Here is an 18,126-nt window from a genome sequence, read left to right on the forward strand (position 1 = left end):
GCTAGCTTTTAGTATCAAGTTCAAAAACTTTATTTACCCAACTATCCAAAGTATATCTGTAGTAGATTTCCTCAGGAATTTTTTCGTAAGGTGTTTTAAAAAAAGATTTGTCAAGATTACTAATATTTTTGTTTAAAATCAAAATATTATTGGGATTGTAAAAATCATAGGTTTTAATGGCTTCATTATCAGTAATGATTTTCTTCTCCAGAGACATCGCTTCAAAAACCCTGAAACTAAGTCCATATTGACCTTCGCGCATCAGGTCAAGCAATACCTTCGAATTTTTATAATATTTAGGAAGATCGTTATGAGGAATCTTTTTGATGCTGAAAATCAGGAAGAGGTTTTTAGGTACCGTCATGAAAATATTCGTCAGCTGATGTTTCCATGATTTTTTTCCAATGATCATAATCTGGAACTTCAGTCCCTGTTCAATCAGTTTTTTAGCCAGTAATTTTATCAGTGAAACCCTTCTGTTATCATAAGAAGTGATATAGAAAAGATCCATTTCAGGCTGCTGAATTTCTTTTGCGCAGTGCGGCAGGTAAATATAATTCGTCAGTTTTTCAAACCCGTGCTTTTTAACATCTATATAATCGAAGGAAAATATTTTGTCAAAAAGGTACAGCTTGTCTTCTACAGGTACTCTTTCAAGGTTGTCATAAAGATAAGTAACCAGACGGTCTGTATATTTTCGGATTTTTTTAAGCGTTGAAAGATCAAATGTATCAGGATTCATCACCAGTATCTGATCCTGATGTCCTAATTTTTCCAGGGCATCCAGAACATATTTCTGTCTTTTTTCAGTCTTAAGATTTTTGTTTAAAAAGGTTTTGCTTAAAGCATTTACAGCTCTTTCATTGAAATTGGAATGAGTAACTGAGCTGATCTTTATATGATGGGCATCAATACCCCGTTTGCATAATGCTTCAACAATATACTTATCATAATCCCAAAAATCATAACTAATGATACAAATCTTCATTCAACTAATTTTGCTCTTTTTTTAATGATTCATAGGTTTCATAAACGCTTAAAGATTGCAGGTAAGATAACTGATACCCTTCTTTTCCGTCTAAAATACCCAGTCTCATTATATAGGCCTTAAAGAATTTAAAAGCTGTTTTAAGATATTGCATTAAAACATTGTACTTTTTCCCTTTTGCAGCCAGTTCTTTCCCCTTTAAAACTCCGTAATGAATCATTTTTTTTCTATAAGATTCATAATCTGAAACGGAGTAATGTAGTAATTTATTTTTTAAAATCCCAATGGTTCCGTTGACTTCCAGAGTTTCGTGTACTTTTTTTCCTGCCATGTATCTGGCCTTCGATTTTCTGAAAAGCCTGAAATTTTTATCAGACTGTGTTCCTGAAAAATGAATCGGTTTCTGAGCAAAAAAGAATTTCCTGTAAAAATAGTAGGCATCTTTTTGCCCGGGTTTATTCAGCTCATCTTTAATTTCCTGCTTCAGGGCCGGTGTAAGTCTTTCGTCACCATCTAAAAACAGCACCCAGTCATTTTTTGCAGAATCCAGAGCCAAATTTCTTTGCTTTGTAAAGTCTTCAAATTTATTTTGAACCACCTTTACATTAGGGAATTTCTTTGCAATTTCTACAGTTTTGTCCGTGCTAAATGAGTCTATCACTACTATTTCATCACAGAAATCAAAAGACTCAAGGACATCCTGTATATTTTTTTCTTCATTATATGTTATGATCAAACCACTTATATTCATCACAACGATTTGTTTGATAGAGAAGTACGTGAATACTCCTTTAATATTGTTTTTAAAATAGTTTTAATCTGCCAAAGATAAGTTTTAATTTGAATTTTATGATCGAATCTTTGCCTTTTATATCAATTCTACATAGCTCGTATGGATGCCGGGTAGGGTAATAATTCACCTTATTTCCAATTCTTACTGCAAAATCGATTCCTATTTTTTTTAAAATAGAAAAAAATGCTAATTTATCATCTTTTTTTTGTGGATATTTTCCATACGGATATGCTAAAACTCTTGAATACCTGATGTTTTGGGCATCAAGAATTTCCATATTTTTTTTTAGATCTTTTTCTATAAAATCAAGAGAAGCATTTTTTAGATTTTCATGGGCATGGCTATGAAGGGCAATTTCAAAATATTTTTTATCCAGATTTCTGATTTCATCAAAGGTCATCATAGGATAATTTTTATATCCCTTTTCAATAAATCCGGTTGGAATAAAAATAGTAGCTTTCAGATTATATTTTTTCAGTAAAGACGGCAGATATTCAAGGTTATTTCTGTAGCCGTCATCAAAGGTGATGATGATATTTTTTTTCGTGGAAGCAGTAAGTTCTGAAAAAAACTGCGAAGTATATCTTTTACGGCTCAGGTAAGAAAACTGCTGTTCAAGATTTTTTAAACTTACCGTAAGATCTTCATGGCTTTCCTTTTCAATCTGATGATACATAAGGATAACCAGTCTGTTGTGCGGGAAAGCAAATAGATAGAGACGGAAATATAAAACGATAAATACCGCCAATACAACAGGAATAAGATAAAGAATCATACTATTTTATTCTGTTTTTTTCCTTTTCTATTTCCACTAGTCTTATTTTTTCACGCAATTTAATATATTTTAAAAAAGTGTAATAAGACATCGTTTTGGCAATGTAAAAACCGGGAAATCCATCCAAAAAGCCTCTTTTGAAAATAAATACTTTGATAAATTCAAAGATAGGACTTACAATAATTTTAAATCTATTGATTTTTTTTCCTCTCTCATACATTTTCTCAGCCATCATATCAGAATATTTATTGATTTTCGAGACATGATGATGAATGCTTTTGTAGGTATAATGATTCAGTTTTCCTTCCAGAAGACCGGCTTTCTGATCGGTAATCAGAAATTCATGAACTTTATCATCAGAATACCTGGCGTATTTTTTTCTGAACAATCTTTCACGGCATACATTTCCCCATCCTCCAAATCTGATCAGGTGAACTCCAAGATGATTGTTAAATCTTGCTTTATACACATTGAACTCTGTTCTTTCTGAAGACACAATTTCCGTTATGGATCTTTTCATGTCTTCGTCAGGAACTTCGTCAGCATCCAGAAACAGAACCCATTCATGACAGCATAAAGTAAGGGCATGGTTTTTTTGTTCACCATACCCGTTAAATTTTTTCTCAGAGAATTTTACCTGAGGATATTTTTGAGTGCAAATCTCTTTGGTTCTGTCTGTCGAAAAGCTGTCAACAATAATAATCTCATCAACAGTATCCGTTAACGAATCTAAAAGTCTTACGATGTTCTCTTCTTCATTATAAGTAATGATTGCAAGGGAAAGAGCCATTTATTTATACTCAAGAATAGTCTTTTCAATAATCTTCACACAATCCAGTAATTGCTCTTCAGTAATTACCAATGGCGGCGCCAGTCTGATGATATTACCATGGGTAGGTTTTGCCAGTAATCCGTTTTCTTTTAACTGTAAACAAAGGTTCCAGGCAGTAGAACTTTCAGGAGTATCATTGATCAGGATAGCATTTAAAAGTCCTTTTCCTCTTACTTTGGTAATAAGATCTGTCTTTTCGATAAGCTTATTGATTTCAGCTCTGAATAACTGTCCAAGTTCTTCAGCTCTTTCAGATAATTTTTCTTCAGCTACAACGTCCAATGCTGCTACTGCTACTGCACAGGCAATAGGGTTTCCTCCGAATGTAGAACCATGCTGCCCCGGCTTGATAACATTCATAATGCTGTCGTTAGCTAAAACTGCTGATACGGGGTACATTCCTCCGGAAAGGGCTTTCCCTAAAATTAAAATATCCGGTTGTACATCTTCGTGGTGGCATGCAATCAGTTTTCCTGTTCTTGCAATACCAGTCTGAACTTCATCAGCAATAAAAAGAACGTTATGTTTTTTACATAGTTCAGAAGCATTTTTAAGGAAGTTTTCATCCGGAACATATACTCCGGCTTCTCCCTGAATAGGCTCAACAAGGAATGCAGCAATAGTATCTGCTTCTCTGCTCAGAACTTCTTCTAGGGCTGCAATATCATTATAAGGAATTTTGATAAATCCTGGGGTAAAAGGTCCGTAGTTCTGGTTGGCATCCGGATCATTAGAGAAAGAAACGATAGTTGTTGTTCTCCCGTGGAAATTATTTTCGCAAACAATTATTTTGGCTGCGTTTTCAGAAATTCCTTTTACTTCATAACTCCATTTTCTCGCTAGTTTTACTGCAGTTTCCACAGCTTCAGCTCCGGAGTTCATGGGTAAAACTTTATCAAACCCGAAAAGGGTCGTGATTTTTTGTTCGTATTCTCCCAATTTAGAGTTATAGAACGCTCTTGATGTTAAAGCAAGCTTTTTTGCCTGCTCTACCAATGCTTCTACAATTTTAGGGTGAGAGTGTCCCTGATTTACAGCAGAATATGCTGAAAGAAAATCATAATACCTTTTGCCTTCTACATCCCAAACGAAAACACCTTCTCCGCGGTCCAGAACTACTGGAAGCGGGTGATAATTATGTGCTCCATGTTTGTCTTCAAGGTCAATAAAATACTGTGAGTTTTTTGTTTGTTCTGCTGTTGACATATATTTTGGTTTTCAACAAATTTACATAATATTAATGATATGCCTGAACAAATACCCAGTGTCGTATGGAGGTGTAATTGAAGTAGATTTTAAGGCGTAATAATGCAGTACCAGAAAATATTTTCTTTGTTGACGGTTTGTTTTAGGTTTTATATCTTTCTAATAACAGAATTTTATTTTCTTCTTCTTTATTAACTTTTTGTTAATCATTAACGATGGAATGCTGCCAATAATTTTTATGATATGTAGTCTGAAATATTCGATACTAATGGACGAAAAAAAACTGCCTCAAAAAGAGACAGTTTCGTTTTATATTTAAATAATCTTAGTGATTATCATATTTTCTATCCATTACAAAATCTTCCATGAATTTTGTAGTATAGTTCCCTGCAAGATAATCTTCATTATCCATCAGTTGTCTGTGGAAAGGAATTGTTGTTTTTACTCCTTCAATATAGAATTCCTCAAGAGCACGTTTCATTTTAGCAATAGCTTCTTCACGGGTTTGAGCCGTGGTGATAAGCTTAGCAATCATTGAGTCATAGTTAGAAGGAATACTGTATCCTGAATATACGTGAGTGTCTACTCTGATTCCGTGTCCGCCAGGGATATTTAATCCTGTGATTTTTCCCGGAGACGGTCTGAAGTCTGCGTAGGGATCTTCTGCATTGATTCTACATTCGATTGAATGTAATTTAGGGTAATAGTTGATTCCTGAAATAGGAGTTCCTGCCGCAAGAAGAATTTGTTCTCTGATCAGGTCATAATCAATTACCTGTTCAGTAATAGGGTGTTCTACCTGGATTCTTGTATTCATTTCCATGAAATAGAAATTTCTGTGCTTGTCTACAAGGAATTCGATAGTTCCTACCCCTTCGTATCCAATGAATTCAGCAGCTTTTACAGCAGCGTCACCCATTTTTTCACGAAGTTCATCTGTCATGAAAGGAGAAGGTGTTTCTTCAGTTAATTTCTGATTTCTTCTCTGTACAGAACAGTCTCTTTCAGAAAGGTGACAGGCTTTACCGAACTGGTCACCGGCAACCTGAATTTCGATGTGTCTGGGCTCTTCAATCAGTTTTTCCATATACATACCTCCATTTCCGAAGGCAGCTACAGCTTCCTGAATTGCAGATTCCCAGTGATCTTTAAGGTCTTCAGCTTTCCATACAGCTCTCATTCCTTTTCCACCACCACCGGCAGTAGCTTTGATCATTACCGGGTATCCTGTTTCTTCAGCCACTTTTACAGCGTGCTCGTAAGATTCGATCAATCCGTCAGAACCTGGTACACATGGTACACCTGCAGCTTTCATGGTAGCCTTAGCGTTCGCTTTATCTCCCATCTTTTCAATCTGTTCTGGAGAAGCACCGATAAATTTGATGCCGTTCTTTTGACAGATTCTTGAGAAGTTAGCATTTTCAGATAAGAATCCATAACCCGGGTGAATGGCGTCGGCATTGGTAATTTCCGCAGCCGCAATAATGTTAGGGATTTTAAGATAAGAGTCTTTACTCATTGCAGGGCCAATACATACCGCTTCATCAGCAAATCTTACGTGAAGACTGTCTTTATCAGCAGTAGAGTATACCGCAACGGTTTTGATCCCCATTTCTTTACAAGTACGTAAAATACGCATTGCAATTTCGCCACGATTGGCTATTAATATTTTTTTGAACATCTCTCCGAAATTTTAAATTATAAATTTTGAATTTTAAATTATTTTAAATGAAAAAGATTCATCTAAAATTTATAATCTTTAATCTAAAATTCCTTAAGATGGATCTACTAAGAATAAAGGTTGGTCATATTCTACAGGAGTAGCATCGTCAACTAAGATTTTAACGATTTTTCCGCTGATTTCAGATTCAATCTGGTTGAATAGCTTCATTGCTTCAATAACGCAAACTACTTTACCAACAGAAACTTCGTCACCTACATTTACAAATACATCTTTATCAGGAGATGGTTTTCTATAGAAAGTACCAATCATAGGAGACTTGATTGTTACATACTTGCTGTCATCAGATGCAGCTTCAGCTTTCTCAGCAGCAGGAGCAGCAGGAGTTGCAACAGGTGCTGGAGCAGCTACCGCTTGTGGTGCAGTGTGGTATACTGCTGGCTGTGCATATACAGCATCGCTTCCTGCTAATGGAGTTTTAATAGTGATTTCGAAATCTTTAGTCTTATATTTTACCTCTGAAACTTCAGCCTTAGATACAAACTTGATAAGATTTTGTATGTCTTTAATGTCCATAAATTTGATATTTGATTTTGGGTCAAAGATACCAAAAAAACGTAAAAAACAACAAAAAACCGCCAAATTTTATCAAAATTGGGCGGTTTTTGTATTAAAACGAGGCTTTTTCAATGAAAAGCGACTCTTAGTTTTCTTCAGTAGCAGCTACTTCTTTTTCCAATACTACTTTACCTCTGTAGTAAAGTTTTCCTTCATGCCAGTGAGCTCTGTGGTATAGGTGAAGCTCTCCTGTTGTTGCATCTTTAGCTAATTGAGGAACTACAGCTTTGTAGTGAGTTCTTCTCTTATCTCTTCTTGTCGACGACTGTCTTCTCTTTGGATGTGCCATTTTCTAATAACTTTTTTAATTGATGAGCGATGAGATTCATCATCTCATCATATTTAAATTATTCTATTTAATTATTGTCTCTTAACTTTCTTAAAGCATCCCATCTGGGATCACTTTCATGTTCTTCCTCTTCTGCTTCCTCAATATCTTTCGGACTGAACTGGTCAAGAATTTCAAGATCTTCATCATTTACATTGGGTGAAATCTTTTTCATAGGGATAGAAAGCATTACATTTTCATATATCAAATGTGCTACATTGAAAGCATGCTCTGCAGTAGGAATGGTAATGACATCTTCATTGCTGTCATCATATTCTTCCCCGAAATTCACCAAAATCTTGATTTCATTCTCAATAGGATAGTCAAAATCTTCGTTTGTAATATCACAAACCAACTCAACCAATCCATTAATTTTAATCTCAAATTCTAGAAAAGTAGTGTGTTTATCAAGCGATACATTCACTTCTATTCTAGGATTTGTAAATTCCTGCTCAGTGTCAAATAATTGAAAGAACGTTTTATCTATCTCAAACTTGAACTCGTGTTTTCCGTTTTTTAGTCCGGAAAAGCTTACGTCATAGTTTCTTAACTTGTCCATAAAATGAGTGTGCAAAAATATGCATTTTTTTTATAATAACAAATAAAATCTGAAACAAATTAATTTAAAATTTGTTTTAAAGATTTATCCTTCAGTTTCCTCCGGTAGATCCTCATCTATTCCGTTGTCTACAACCATTTTTCTAGGCTGCATGCGGTCATTCATGAGTTCGCTGTATTCACTTCTGTTCTTGAAAATCTTAATAGCTGTGAATATTGCTTCTGTAAAACTCTGCTCATCAGCAATATTTTTTCCTGCAATATCATAAGCTACACCGTGATCCGGAGAGGTTCTGATAAAAGGAAGTCCTGCTGTATAGTTTACACCTTCTTCATATGCTAATGTTTTGAAAGGAGCTAATCCCTGGTCATGATACATTGCTAAAACCGCATCGAAATTTTTATATTTGCTTGGCTGGAAAAAGCTGTCTGCCGGGAAAGGACCAAATGCCAATGTTCCGTTGTCAGAAAGTTCCTTGATTGCCGGGCTGATGATTTCAATTTCTTCATTTCCAATAACACCGCCATCTCCGGCATGAGGATTTAATCCTAATACGGCTATTTTAGGCTTCTGGATACAGAAATCTTCTATAAGGGTTTGGTTTAGTACTCTGATCTGTTTCTTTATTTTTTCTTTGGAAATATTTTCAGCTACCTGCGAAATTGGAATATGATGTGTAGATACGGCTACTTTAAGATCCTCTGTTACCAGGAACATCAATCCTTTTTTACTGAATTTCTCCTCGAAGTATCCTGTATGTCCGGCATGTTTAAAGCCCATTTTCACCATTTCATCTTTGTTGATAGGAGCGGTTACTAAAACATCAATTTCTCCTTTCATCAAAGCTTCAGTTGCTGCTTCCAGAGAATCAATAGCCATTTTGGTAGATTCTTCTGTAGGAACTCCCAATTCTACATTAACGTTTTCCTTCGTCAGGTTAAGCATATTAAGTTTCCCTGCCTGAGCCTGTGAAGCCTCATTAATATAGTTGAAATTAAGATTCAGCTTAAAAATGTTTTTCTGATAAGTGAATAATTTTCCCGAACCAAAAATTACAGGAGTGAAAAAATCCGTAATAGTTTTGTCTTTCAGAGACTTCATAATGATCTCCGGGCCGATGCCGTTGAAATCACCGATTGAAATTCCTACTCGTACTTTATGGTTTTTTGGGCTCATTTTGATTATCTTTGAAGATTATAATTTACAAATTTAGCAAAAAATAATATGTTCACAGGAATTATTGAAGCAGTTGGTGTTATTGAGAAGATTGAAGAAAAAGGAAGCAATATAGATTTTACCTTGACATGCCCCTTTACAAACGAATTAAAAATAGACCAAAGTCTTGCACACAACGGCTGCTGCCTTACAGTTGTTGAAATAAAAGATAATCAATATGTGGTAACAGCCATCAACGAAACTCTGGAAAAAACCAACCTTGGAAAATGGGAATTGGGTACCGTAGTGAATCTGGAGCGATGCATGAAGATGGATGGAAGACTGGATGGGCATATCGTTCAGGGGCATGTTGATAAAACCGGTGAAGTTGTGGGAATTGAAAACAAAGACGGAAGCTATTTTATTACCATGAAATATGCTCATGACGGAAGTTTTGTAACGGTACCGCAGGGATCAATCACGGTAAATGGAATCAGCCTTACTGTTGCAAAAAGTGAAGACGCTCAGTTTTCTGTAGCCATTATTCCTTATACATGGGAATTTACCAATATGAAACATTTAAAAATTGGTGATAAAGTAAACCTGGAATTTGACATCATTGGTAAGTATATTGCTAGGTTAATTAAAAAGTAGAATGTCAATTAATAAGTATAAAGGATATAGCTTAAGGAATCGTGTGTTTTTCGGTTTCCTGCTGGTATGTTTTTTAAGTGTTGTAGCGACTTCACTTGTTCCCTACTTTGTTTTAAGGAATAATTCTTTAAAGCAAAGTAATATTGACATGCAGGAGAAGACTACTGCTGTAATGAGGTATCTGGATTATGCCGTAAGCCGTACCCTTGTTGAAACTAAAGATTTACCAACGGTTTTAGGAAATAAAATTTTCGAAATAGGGGATATTAACCAGCATGATATTATTATTTATGATCTAAAGGGAGATTATCTGCTTTCCAATAAAGACGAAGCTTTGGTTGAGCAGAAAACAATTCCCATGGAAATCATTAACAGGATATTGGCAACAGATGCCAGGGTTGATTTGACAAGGTATGACGCTGCTAAAGATGCCAGGCTTACCTCTTCTTACCTTCTTTTGAAAAACAATGAACTGAAACCAATAGGGGTTGTTTATATTCCTTTATATCATGATGAGTCTGCTTACCTGGGAGTTCTTCATCAATATGTAAAATACATTCTTTTAGTCGATATATTTCTTATTCTGTTCAGTATCTGGATCAGCTGGGTGACTTCCAACAGTCTTGCGAAAACAATTACGAAGTTCTCTGATATGATTACCCGTATTACATTATTCGAAAATGAAATGCGACCTATCAGATATTATAAAAACGATGAGCTTAATGCCTTGGCAAGAGCTTATAACAGAATGATTCTGCAGATCCAGGACCAGAAAGAAAGACTTAGGTTCAAGGCGTCTGAGGAAGCCTGGAGAGAGATGGCCAAGCAGGTGGCTCATGAGGTGAAAAACCCATTGACTCCGATGAAACTGACCATTCAGAATTTTGAAAGAAAATTTGATCCTGAAGATCCGAATATCAGAGAAAGGGTAAAACAGATGAGTAAAACAATTGTAGATCAGATAGACCTGATTGCAACGGTAGCTTCAGCTTTCTCAGAATTTGCGAAACTTCCTGAAAAAAATAATGAGGTGATCAATCTGAATACAGAGGTTGAAGATATTCTCCGTGTTTTCAATGATGACAGTATCTTTATGCATGCCAATAAGAGTAATATTATGATCAATATGGATAGAATTTATCTTTCCAGAATTATAACGAATCTTGTTACCAATGCAAAACAGGCCGAAAGCGATGAGAGAAAACTGATCATTAACGTAGATGTGGAGCAGCATCAGAGGAGAGTGATTATTTCTGTTCAGGATAACGGAATAGGAATTCCTGAAAGTATGTACGAAAGAATCTTTGAGCCGAATTTTACGTCTAAAAGCAGCGGAATGGGGCTGGGCTTATCTATGGTAAGAAAGATGATTGAAGACTATAAAGGAGAAATCTCTGTAAAATCTGAAATAGGAAAAGGATCTACATTCATCATTACGCTGCCTACCAATTTATAGTGAAACCTTTTACATTTAAACAATTTAAAATAGAACAGTCCAAAGACGTCTTCCGGGTAGGAACAGACGGAGTTTTGATTGGTGCTTTAGCAAATGTTAGCAATGCGTTCAATGTTTTGGAAGTAGGAACGGGAACTGGATTGATCTCCTTAATGCTGGCGCAAAGAAATCCGCAGGCTTATTTTTTAGGACTGGATATTAATGAAGATGCAGCAGCGCTTACTAAGCTTAATTTTAAAAACGCGCCTTTTCATGCAAGGCTGAAAAACAGACATCAGGATTTTAAAACTTTCGAGACAGAAGAGCGGTTTGATCTTATTGTTTCCAATCCTCCCTATTTTGAAGAATCGGGATCTGAAAAAGACAAGATTGCACGCCAGACTGTAGAATTAAATTTCAGGCAGTTAATTACCAAAGCAGCGCGATTATTATCGGAAAACGGGATTCTTTCCGTAATTATTCCTGTTGAAGCAGGAGGCGTTTTTGTTTCAGTAGGTAAAGAGAATCATCTGTTTTTAAACAGAAGGATTAATATCAAAGGAATTGATAATTCAAAAGCTAAAAGGCTGATTCTGGAATTTTCATCACAAGAAAAAGAAATCGATGAATCTTACTTTATTATAGAAAAAAGTCCGAGACAATACTCGGACCAATATCTTGAACTCACTAAAGAGTTTCATGTTTTTAAATAGAGAAGTTAGAAATTAGATTTTAGAAGTTAGTAATTTCTGAATTTCTTAATCTCTCAATTTTTTAATTCTTACTCAAACAATTCTGCCGTATCCAATACAGATACTTTTCCATCTTCGCATCTGATAGCTTCACCAGGGAAGTTTTGAATCATGTGGTAATCGTGTGTTGCCATTACTACTGCAGCACCATTTTCAAGGGCAACCTGCTTCAATAGCGTCATAATTTCGTTAGAAGTTTCAGGGTCCAGGTTTCCCGTAGGCTCATCCGCTAAGATAAGATCCGGGTGGTTAAGAAGGGCTCTTGCGATGGCAATACGCTGCTGCTCACCTCCGGAAAGCTCGTGTGGCATTTTGTGCTTTTTGCTTTTCATGTTCACGCTTCCCAAAACCTCATTGATACGGTCTTCTATTTTTACTTTATCATTCCAGCCTGTTGCTTCAAGAACAAATTTCAGGTTTTTTTCAACCGTTCTGTCAGAAAGTAACTGGAAGTCCTGGAATACGATTCCTAATTTTCTTCTTAAGTTAGGAATATCAGAAGGTTTTAGCTTTGCCAGGTCAAATCCTACAACAGCTCCGTGTCCTGATGCCAATGGAATGTGTCCGTAAAGCGTTTTCAGAAGGGAGCTTTTTCCGGAACCTGTTTTTCCGATAAGATAGCAGAATCTACCTTTTTTAATGTTAAGATTTACATCAGAAAGTACAGTAAAGTTTTTTTGCGCAATCTTTGCGTTTTGTAAACTTATAATATTGTCTCCGGAGATATTTGTATGTGGCATAATTTAATTTTAAAGGCTGTTTCTAGCAAAAATATTTCAACTTTTAAAAATAGAAAAAGATGTTGATTTAGCCTAAATTTTAGTAAATTTTAACAACAAAAAATGCCTGAAAAGAAACTTCTCAAGCATGTTTTGTATATGATAATAAAAAGATTATCTTTTAGCGCGTGCAGCACTTACAGTTAAACTCTTTCTGCCTTTAGCTCTTCTCGCAGCCAAAACTCTTCTTCCATTTGGCGTAGACATTCTTTCTCTGAAACCGTGTTTGTTTCTTCTTTTTCTTTCTGATGGCTGGAATGTTCTTTTACTCATTACTATATGTTTAAATCGTAATTAATCTATTAATTTTCAGGTTGCAAAGATATATAAATTTTTATAAGTTACAAACTTTAATTATTTTTTTTTGAAATTAAATGCAATGTTTTTTTACCGGACAATGGCAAACCCCTGATAAGAATACCATTTCTCTGTGCAAAAATAATATTTAAATGATTTATATAAAAGCTCTATCTTTGAAAACTTTAATTTTAACGAAAATAAACACCAGATGTTTACACCAGCAGAACTTTTAGATATCAATACATTACTTACCCAAGAGAGCAAAATAGTTATCCTTACCCACTACAACCCGGATGGAGATGCTATTGGTTCAAGTCTGGGATTGAAACATTATCTGAAAGCAAAAGGAATTCATGCGGAAGTTATCGTGCCTAATGATTTTCCTAAATTTCTGAAATGGATGCCGGAGTCTAAAAAAGTTATTATTGCAGAATATAAAAGAAAGCTGGCCTCTGACATGATTGCAGGAGCGGATGTTATTTTCTGTCTGGATTTTAATTCTCCATCACGAATTGGATTATTAGGAGACTGGCTGGTGAAAGCTCAGGGAAAAAAAATTCTTATTGACCACCACCAACAACCGGAAAAATTTGACTTTGTTTATTCCGATACCGTAATTCCGGCAACTTCACAGATGATCTATCATTTCATTGAAGCAATGAATGATGAAAAGCTGGTGAATCAGGATATGGCGGAATGTCTTTATACGGGAATTATGACTGATACAGGTGGTTTCCGTTTTCGTTCTACCAGCGCGACTACACATAGAATTATTGCCAATTTGATCGAAAATGGTGCAGATCCGGCGATGATTACATCCAATACCTGGGATACCAACACAGTTTCCCGTCTGCATTTGCTTGCTTTGGTTCTGGGAAGAATAGAAGTGGTGAACGATGGAACAGTGGCAGTATTAAGCCTTACAAGAAACGAATTGAAAGAATTTGGTTTCCAGAAAGGAGATACAGAAGGTTTTGTAAACTATGGTTTAAGTATTGGTGGTGTAAAAATGTCTGCATTCTTCATGGAAGATTTGTATGAAGATTTTGTTAAAATTTCGTTCAGAAGTAAAGATGATGTTGATGTAAACCAATTCTCCAGAAAGTACTTTAGCGGTGGAGGACACATCAATGCTGCCGGAGGAAAATCTTTAGACTCTTTATCCGGAACTATAGCCAACTTTAAAGAGAAAGTAAAAGAGGAAGGATTATAGGAGAGGGAAGATCTGTAAATTCTCTGTTCTCAAATTCTAGACACTTTTACGAAATCCTTTCTCTTCGAGTTCCTGACAGGTATATTCATACACCTGCTGAAACATTTCATCCATATACCGTTTGTTGAAAAGGCTGTATTTCGTCATCTTAGGTGGATCTAAAAATATATTACAGTATTTGGCTTTTGAATACACGGATTTTGCAATGGCTAAGTGAAGGATTCTGTCAAATTCTTTCATCAGACTCATTTTGTTTAATTGATCGTAGCTGATGGAGTTCACATGGGAGGCAATCAGAAAATTGCATTTATCCATGATAGGTTCAATGGGAAGATTGTCGAGAACGCCACCATCCACATAGATTTTTTCCCCTATCCTTACCGGAGGAAGAATAAAAGGAACGCTGGAAGAGGCCAGCAACGGTCCGAAAAGTTCTCCTTCAGAAAAGAAGTCGACAATACCATGAGTCATCTCTGTTGCAGCAACATATACAGGAATTTCCAAAATATTAAAATTGTCTTCCGGTAAATAGTCTTTAAGCAGTTTTAAAATGAAATTGGAGCTGAAAATTCCGTTTTTTGATAATTTTAAAGCTGATCGGGAAAAGAAAGAGGTCTGTCTTACAATTTCCATCATTTCATCCGGTGTTTTTCCAAAAGAATAAAAAGCACCAATGATAGAACCTGCACTGGTTCCGGAGATAATGTGCGGTTTCAGATTATATTCTTCCAGCGCTTTCAATACAGCAATATGCGCAATTCCACGCATTCCTCCGCCTGAAAGTGTAAGCCCGATAACCGGTGGTGCCGGTGGTTTCTTTTTTTTGAATGAAAATAAAGCCATTACCAAAATTATCCTCTACTAATATACAGGATTTTTCATTAAGGGTGGTTTTAATTTGTGAGGTAATCTATTTTATAAAACCAGTTTTTTAGGAAGGTTGTGAAGAAGTTCCGTATTGATAATTTCTGCACAGATGCCTGGTTTTTCCCAATGTCCGTTGTGCCCGCAGTCCAGAATATAAGATTTAATATTGGTTCTGTCCGGAAGGTGTTTGATCATCACATCTGTTTTTACAGCATTATCGTGCTTCCCTGCCAATACTAAAATTTTAGCCTCCAGATTTTCCAGGATATGTTTTTTGTCGGTTCTTTCTACCATGCCTTTCACACAGGCAAGTGCTCCCAGATTGTTGGTAGATAGTGCAGTTTCAAGAGCGGTTTCTATTTTTCCTTCCAGAATATCTCTTTCGTTCGGATTGAATAAATTAGGAACTCCGGCTCTCGCATAATGAGCAAATGCATCTTTTATGATTCTATAGCTTTTAATACGCTGCTGTTTTTTCTCTTCATCGTCAGGAAAATAAGTAGAGAAAAATAATGTGAGACTTTTTAAAGAATTGGGATATTTTTCAGCAAAGGCAAGTGCAGTATATCCTCCCATGGAATGTCCCAGAAGATGTACTTTTTCTAAATTTTGCTGATCTAAAACTTTTTTTACTTCCTCAGCCATCAGTTCCATGGTATGAACTTCAGCTAGAATTTCTGACTGTCCATGACCGGGAAGGTCAATTTTAAGCAGTGAAAAATCTTTGGAAAGATGGTGTTCCATATCGCTCCAGATGGATAAATTCTCCATAAATCCGTGAAGAAGTACCAACGTTTCTTTTCCGTTTCCTGTTCTTTCAAAGTTCAGCATAATTCCAAAATTATAGAAGGTTAAAAATAATACAGCAGGTTATCTGCTGCAGATCCATTTCTTCTTTCAAAAATAAACAAAAAAGAGCATTTTAAAAATGCCCTTTGTGTTTTATTGAGTTAATTCCTTGTAAATCTTTGTTTCCCAAGGCTTGATATCTGTTACGCCATATCGTTCCTTTTTGGAAATCGCAAGGTTGTCCAGCATATCCACAAAATTCTTATAATTTGCGTCATCCGTTGGTTTTACAATCACTGTGAATTTGTTAGGTGCCGGAGCATTTTTATAAGCTTCTGCAATGATTTTTGAAATTTTTATTCCACTGAAATCGGTTTCTTTAAGATTAGCGGAATTCAGATCTGTAGCATTGCTTTGATGATAAAATACGCGGTTGTCCTTTCCGAGGATAAATGTAATCTGGTTTTTATCTCCAATTACAGGATTATCTATAGGATGAGGGTTTGGATCTTTTGCGGGTAGCCCTAAATCCATTACATTAGGTTTTGTAAAATTGGTGGTGAACATAAAGAATGTGATGAGTAAAAATCCCAGATCTACCATAGGAGTCATATCTACTCTGATCATTTTTTTCTTTTGCTTGCTGCCCTGTTTTTCTTGTGCAATTACTTCTGCCATGATTAAAGTTTTTAAATGTTAAACGGTATTTTTTTTTGTAAAATTCATACAAAACATATGCCTCGATTATTAAAAACTTTATAAATTCATGAATCTATTGATTGTTTGTGAATTGATTTTGTAATATTTTCAAGAAGTTTTATCGGTTGATTGTTATTTTCTTTGAAACAATAATTTCTTCTTTGTTTTTTATCTGTACAATATAAATTCCTTCAGTGAATGCTGATGTACTGATCTTAATTTTTTCTTCGTTATATTTTTGAGAGAAGAGTTTTCTTCCTGACATATCGGTGATGCTGATAATAGTTTCTTTTGGAAGGTGATCTGCATAAAAGAAATCTTTTGCCGGATTAGGGTAGAGATTAGGTTTATTTATAGGTTGGTTTTCTGAGATTCCTAATTGTTCCGGGCTTAGTTTTACAATCCAGGCATCAATACTACCATGATTTCCCGTTACATCTCCACTTGTAGAAAGCGTATTTCCTGAAACAATATAACCATTATCACTGGTTGGTTCAATAGAGCTAAAGTATTCAGCATTTGGTCCACCTAAGGTCTTTTCCCATTTCAGGTTTCCATTACTGTTCAGTTTTACAATCCAGTAATCCAGATAACCATGATTTCCGGTTACCTGTCCGTTGTTGGAAAAGGTCCAGCCACCAACGATATAATCCCATTCAGGAGTTTGCCGTATTGTGATGGCGTTATCGTGAGCACTTCCGCCCAGATATTTATCCCACTGGATGACTCCGCTATTGTTTAATTTAACAACCCAATAATCAGGAAGACCATTTTCAATATTAGAAGGATCATAAGAAGTACCCACCACAATATAACCGCCATCGAAAGTCTGTTGTGCAGAATATCCCATATTGTCACCAAAATTACCCAGTGTTTTTTGCCATTGCATATTTCCGGAGTAATCAAGTTTTACAACCCAATAATCGTAGTTTCCATAGCTTATGGTAATATGTCCGTCTGTAGAAACTGTATTTCCTGCAATAATATATCCGCCGTCAAAAGTTTGCTGAACAGAAAGCGCCTGATCACTGTCACTTCCTCCCAATGACTTCTGCCATTGCATATTTCCGGTGTTATCCAGTTTTACGATCCAATAATCCTGTGCTCCCTGATTTCCACTCACATCCCCATCGTTAGAACTGGAGATTCCGGCTACAATATATCCTCCTTCACTAGTCTGCTGAACAGATTGCGCTTCATCAGAACCGCTTCCTCCCAAAGATTTCTGCCATTGTATATTTCCGGAGCTATCAAGTTTTATCACCCAGAAATCAAAATTTCCATGGTTAACTGTAGTATCTCCGTCACTGGACTTGGAAGATCCGGCGGCAATGTATCCTCCATCTGTAGTCTGACGGATAGACTGGATTATATCATTATTACTTCCTCCCAGTGCTTTTTGCCATTCTATATTTCCATTGCCATTCATTTTTACCACCCATCCATCTCCTTCGCCATGATTTCCGTTTACATCTCCGTCGTTGGATGATGAAGCTCCGGCCATGATGTAACCCCCATCAGAAGTTTGCTGGGTAGAATAGGCAGTGTCGCTTTGGGTTCCTCCCAATGCTTTTTGCCACTCTATGGATGGAGCAGTCTGAGCTGTGAGTAATGAACAGGTAAGAAATAAAAAAGTAAATGTATAATATCTCATATCTATTTGAATTGGTGATAGTTATTCAAATATAATTAATTTTACACTA

At 35.9% G+C, this 18,126-nt stretch carries 20 protein-coding genes; 4 read left to right on the forward strand and 16 right to left on the reverse strand.

The window, feature by feature from the left end; all coding sequences use genetic code 11:
- Position 1: 1 nt before the first annotated feature.
- From ACLMCG_RS19245 to pdxA, 10 genes are all read right to left on the reverse strand, one after another.
- The gene (locus tag ACLMCG_RS19245) at positions 2–988 is read right to left on the reverse strand and encodes a hypothetical protein (RefSeq protein ID WP_413960850.1); all 987 of its coding nucleotides are present in this window, start codon (positions 986–988) and stop codon (positions 2–4) included.
- 4 nt (positions 989–992) lie between these two features.
- Positions 993–1,739 (reverse strand): glycosyltransferase family 2 protein, encoded by a 747-nt coding sequence (locus ACLMCG_RS19250; protein WP_413960899.1) that lies wholly within the window; start codon positions 1,737–1,739, stop codon positions 993–995.
- Positions 1,740–1,791: 52 nt separating this feature from the next.
- Positions 1,792–2,556, reverse strand: coding sequence for a polysaccharide deacetylase family protein (locus tag ACLMCG_RS19255; RefSeq protein ID WP_413960849.1), 765 nt, complete (start codon positions 2,554–2,556; stop codon positions 1,792–1,794).
- Position 2,557: 1 nt separating this feature from the next.
- Positions 2,558–3,346 (reverse strand): glycosyltransferase family 2 protein, encoded by a 789-nt coding sequence (locus tag ACLMCG_RS19260; protein WP_223601523.1) that lies wholly within the window; start codon positions 3,344–3,346, stop codon positions 2,558–2,560.
- Positions 3,347–4,594, reverse strand: coding sequence for an ornithine--oxo-acid transaminase (rocD, locus tag ACLMCG_RS19265; RefSeq protein ID WP_413960848.1), 1,248 nt, complete (start codon positions 4,592–4,594; stop codon positions 3,347–3,349).
- A gap of 325 nt (positions 4,595–4,919) precedes the next feature.
- Positions 4,920–6,275, reverse strand: coding sequence for an acetyl-CoA carboxylase biotin carboxylase subunit (gene accC, locus ACLMCG_RS19270; RefSeq protein ID WP_230037441.1), 1,356 nt, complete (start codon positions 6,273–6,275; stop codon positions 4,920–4,922).
- Between the two features lie 93 nt (positions 6,276–6,368).
- Complete coding sequence (gene accB / locus ACLMCG_RS19275; RefSeq protein ID WP_047385964.1) at positions 6,369–6,851, reverse strand: acetyl-CoA carboxylase biotin carboxyl carrier protein; 483 nt, start codon at positions 6,849–6,851, stop codon at positions 6,369–6,371.
- Between the two features lie 127 nt (positions 6,852–6,978).
- The gene (gene rpmF, locus ACLMCG_RS19280) at positions 6,979–7,182 is read right to left on the reverse strand and encodes a 50S ribosomal protein L32 (protein WP_002976251.1); all 204 of its coding nucleotides are present in this window, start codon (positions 7,180–7,182) and stop codon (positions 6,979–6,981) included.
- Between the two features lie 67 nt (positions 7,183–7,249).
- Positions 7,250–7,780 carry a YceD family protein gene (locus tag ACLMCG_RS19285; RefSeq protein WP_223601521.1) on the reverse strand — a complete coding sequence of 177 codons (531 nt, stop codon included), beginning with the start codon at positions 7,778–7,780 and terminating at the stop codon, positions 7,250–7,252.
- Positions 7,781–7,864: 84 nt separating this feature from the next.
- Entirely contained in the window at positions 7,865–8,956 is a 1,092-nt protein-coding gene (gene pdxA / locus ACLMCG_RS19290; protein ID WP_223601520.1) for a 4-hydroxythreonine-4-phosphate dehydrogenase PdxA, read from the reverse strand.
- 48 nt (positions 8,957–9,004) lie between these two features.
- Here pdxA and ACLMCG_RS19295 point away from each other — a divergent pair, with 48 nt between their 5' ends.
- From ACLMCG_RS19295 to ACLMCG_RS19305, 3 genes are read left to right on the forward strand one after another with little or no spacing between them, the layout of a single operon-like run.
- Positions 9,005–9,589 carry a riboflavin synthase gene (locus ACLMCG_RS19295; RefSeq protein WP_223601519.1) on the forward strand — a complete coding sequence of 195 codons (585 nt, stop codon included), beginning with the start codon at positions 9,005–9,007 and terminating at the stop codon, positions 9,587–9,589.
- Between the two features lies 1 nt (position 9,590).
- A complete protein-coding gene (locus ACLMCG_RS19300) occupies positions 9,591–11,045 on the forward strand; it encodes a sensor histidine kinase (protein ID WP_223601518.1) in 1,455 nt (484 codons plus the stop codon).
- On the forward strand, positions 11,045–11,737 hold the full coding sequence (locus ACLMCG_RS19305; protein WP_413960847.1) for a tRNA1(Val) (adenine(37)-N6)-methyltransferase: 693 nt from the start codon (positions 11,045–11,047) through the stop codon (positions 11,735–11,737). Before ACLMCG_RS19300 ends, ACLMCG_RS19305 begins: the two co-directional genes overlap by 1 nt.
- A 68-nt stretch (positions 11,738–11,805) precedes the next feature.
- Here the strand turns inward: ACLMCG_RS19305 and ACLMCG_RS19310 are convergent, their stop codons facing one another.
- Positions 11,806–12,516 (reverse strand): cell division ATP-binding protein FtsE, encoded by a 711-nt coding sequence (locus tag ACLMCG_RS19310; RefSeq protein WP_047373550.1) that lies wholly within the window; start codon positions 12,514–12,516, stop codon positions 11,806–11,808.
- Positions 12,517–12,669: 153 nt separating this feature from the next.
- Entirely contained in the window at positions 12,670–12,828 is a 159-nt protein-coding gene (rpmH, locus tag ACLMCG_RS19315; protein ID WP_039365072.1) for a 50S ribosomal protein L34, read from the reverse strand.
- Positions 12,829–13,063: 235 nt separating this feature from the next.
- On the opposite strand from rpmH, the gene ACLMCG_RS19320 reads away from it, so the two are divergent.
- A complete protein-coding gene (locus ACLMCG_RS19320) occupies positions 13,064–14,068 on the forward strand; it encodes a DHH family phosphoesterase (protein WP_223601516.1) in 1,005 nt (334 codons plus the stop codon).
- 36 nt (positions 14,069–14,104) lie between these two features.
- Here ACLMCG_RS19320 and ACLMCG_RS19325 read toward each other — a convergent pair whose 3' ends face one another.
- From ACLMCG_RS19325 to ACLMCG_RS19340, 4 genes are all read right to left on the reverse strand, one after another.
- Positions 14,105–14,911, reverse strand: a complete 807-nt coding sequence (locus ACLMCG_RS19325) for a patatin-like phospholipase family protein (protein ID WP_223601515.1) — start codon at positions 14,909–14,911, stop codon at positions 14,105–14,107.
- A 72-nt stretch (positions 14,912–14,983) separates the two neighbouring features.
- A complete protein-coding gene (locus ACLMCG_RS19330; protein ID WP_413960846.1) occupies positions 14,984–15,766 on the reverse strand; it encodes an alpha/beta fold hydrolase in 783 nt (260 codons plus the stop codon).
- Positions 15,767–15,877: 111 nt separating this feature from the next.
- Positions 15,878–16,402, reverse strand: coding sequence for a biopolymer transporter ExbD (locus tag ACLMCG_RS19335; RefSeq protein WP_223601513.1), 525 nt, complete (start codon positions 16,400–16,402; stop codon positions 15,878–15,880).
- A 139-nt stretch (positions 16,403–16,541) separates the two neighbouring features.
- A complete protein-coding gene (locus ACLMCG_RS19340; RefSeq protein ID WP_413960845.1) occupies positions 16,542–18,077 on the reverse strand; it encodes a T9SS type A sorting domain-containing protein in 1,536 nt (511 codons plus the stop codon).
- Positions 18,078–18,126 lie beyond the last annotated feature (49 nt).

Source organism: Chryseobacterium sp. S90 (assembly GCF_047444895.1).
Taxonomy (GTDB): Bacteria; Bacteroidota; Bacteroidia; order Flavobacteriales; family Weeksellaceae; genus Chryseobacterium.

Coding starts and splice junctions, on each gene's coding strand:
- accC (WP_230037441.1), bottom strand. CDS start 6,275: ATGTTCAAAAAAATATTAATAGCCAATCGTGGCGAAATTGCAATGCGT.
- ACLMCG_RS19320 (WP_223601516.1), top strand. CDS start 13,064: ATGTTTACACCAGCAGAACTTTTAGATATCAATACATTACTTACCCAA.
- pdxA (WP_223601520.1), bottom strand. CDS start 8,956: ATGAGCCCAAAAAACCATAAAGTACGAGTAGGAATTTCAATCGGTGAT.
- ACLMCG_RS19335 (WP_223601513.1), bottom strand. CDS start 16,402: ATGGCAGAAGTAATTGCACAAGAAAAACAGGGCAGCAAGCAAAAGAAA.
- rpmH (WP_039365072.1), bottom strand. CDS start 12,828: ATGAGTAAAAGAACATTCCAGCCATCAGAAAGAAAAAGAAGAAACAAA.
- rpmF (WP_002976251.1), bottom strand. CDS start 7,182: ATGGCACATCCAAAGAGAAGACAGTCGTCGACAAGAAGAGATAAGAGA.
- rocD (WP_413960848.1), bottom strand. CDS start 4,594: ATGTCAACAGCAGAACAAACAAAAAACTCACAGTATTTTATTGACCTT.
- ACLMCG_RS19260 (WP_223601523.1), bottom strand. CDS start 3,346: ATGGCTCTTTCCCTTGCAATCATTACTTATAATGAAGAAGAGAACATC.
- accB (WP_047385964.1), bottom strand. CDS start 6,851: ATGGACATTAAAGACATACAAAATCTTATCAAGTTTGTATCTAAGGCT.
- ACLMCG_RS19340 (WP_413960845.1), bottom strand. CDS start 18,077: ATGAGATATTATACATTTACTTTTTTATTTCTTACCTGTTCATTACTC.
- ACLMCG_RS19245 (WP_413960850.1), bottom strand. CDS start 988: ATGAAGATTTGTATCATTAGTTATGATTTTTGGGATTATGATAAGTAT.
- ACLMCG_RS19285 (WP_223601521.1), bottom strand. CDS start 7,780: ATGGACAAGTTAAGAAACTATGACGTAAGCTTTTCCGGACTAAAAAAC.
- ACLMCG_RS19310 (WP_047373550.1), bottom strand. CDS start 12,516: ATGCCACATACAAATATCTCCGGAGACAATATTATAAGTTTACAAAAC.
- ACLMCG_RS19330 (WP_413960846.1), bottom strand. CDS start 15,766: ATGCTGAACTTTGAAAGAACAGGAAACGGAAAAGAAACGTTGGTACTT.
- ACLMCG_RS19250 (WP_413960899.1), bottom strand. CDS start 1,739: ATGAATATAAGTGGTTTGATCATAACATATAATGAAGAAAAAAATATA.
- ACLMCG_RS19325 (WP_223601515.1), bottom strand. CDS start 14,911: ATGGCTTTATTTTCATTCAAAAAAAAGAAACCACCGGCACCACCGGTT.
- ACLMCG_RS19295 (WP_223601519.1), top strand. CDS start 9,005: ATGTTCACAGGAATTATTGAAGCAGTTGGTGTTATTGAGAAGATTGAA.
- ACLMCG_RS19300 (WP_223601518.1), top strand. CDS start 9,591: ATGTCAATTAATAAGTATAAAGGATATAGCTTAAGGAATCGTGTGTTT.
- ACLMCG_RS19255 (WP_413960849.1), bottom strand. CDS start 2,556: ATGATTCTTTATCTTATTCCTGTTGTATTGGCGGTATTTATCGTTTTA.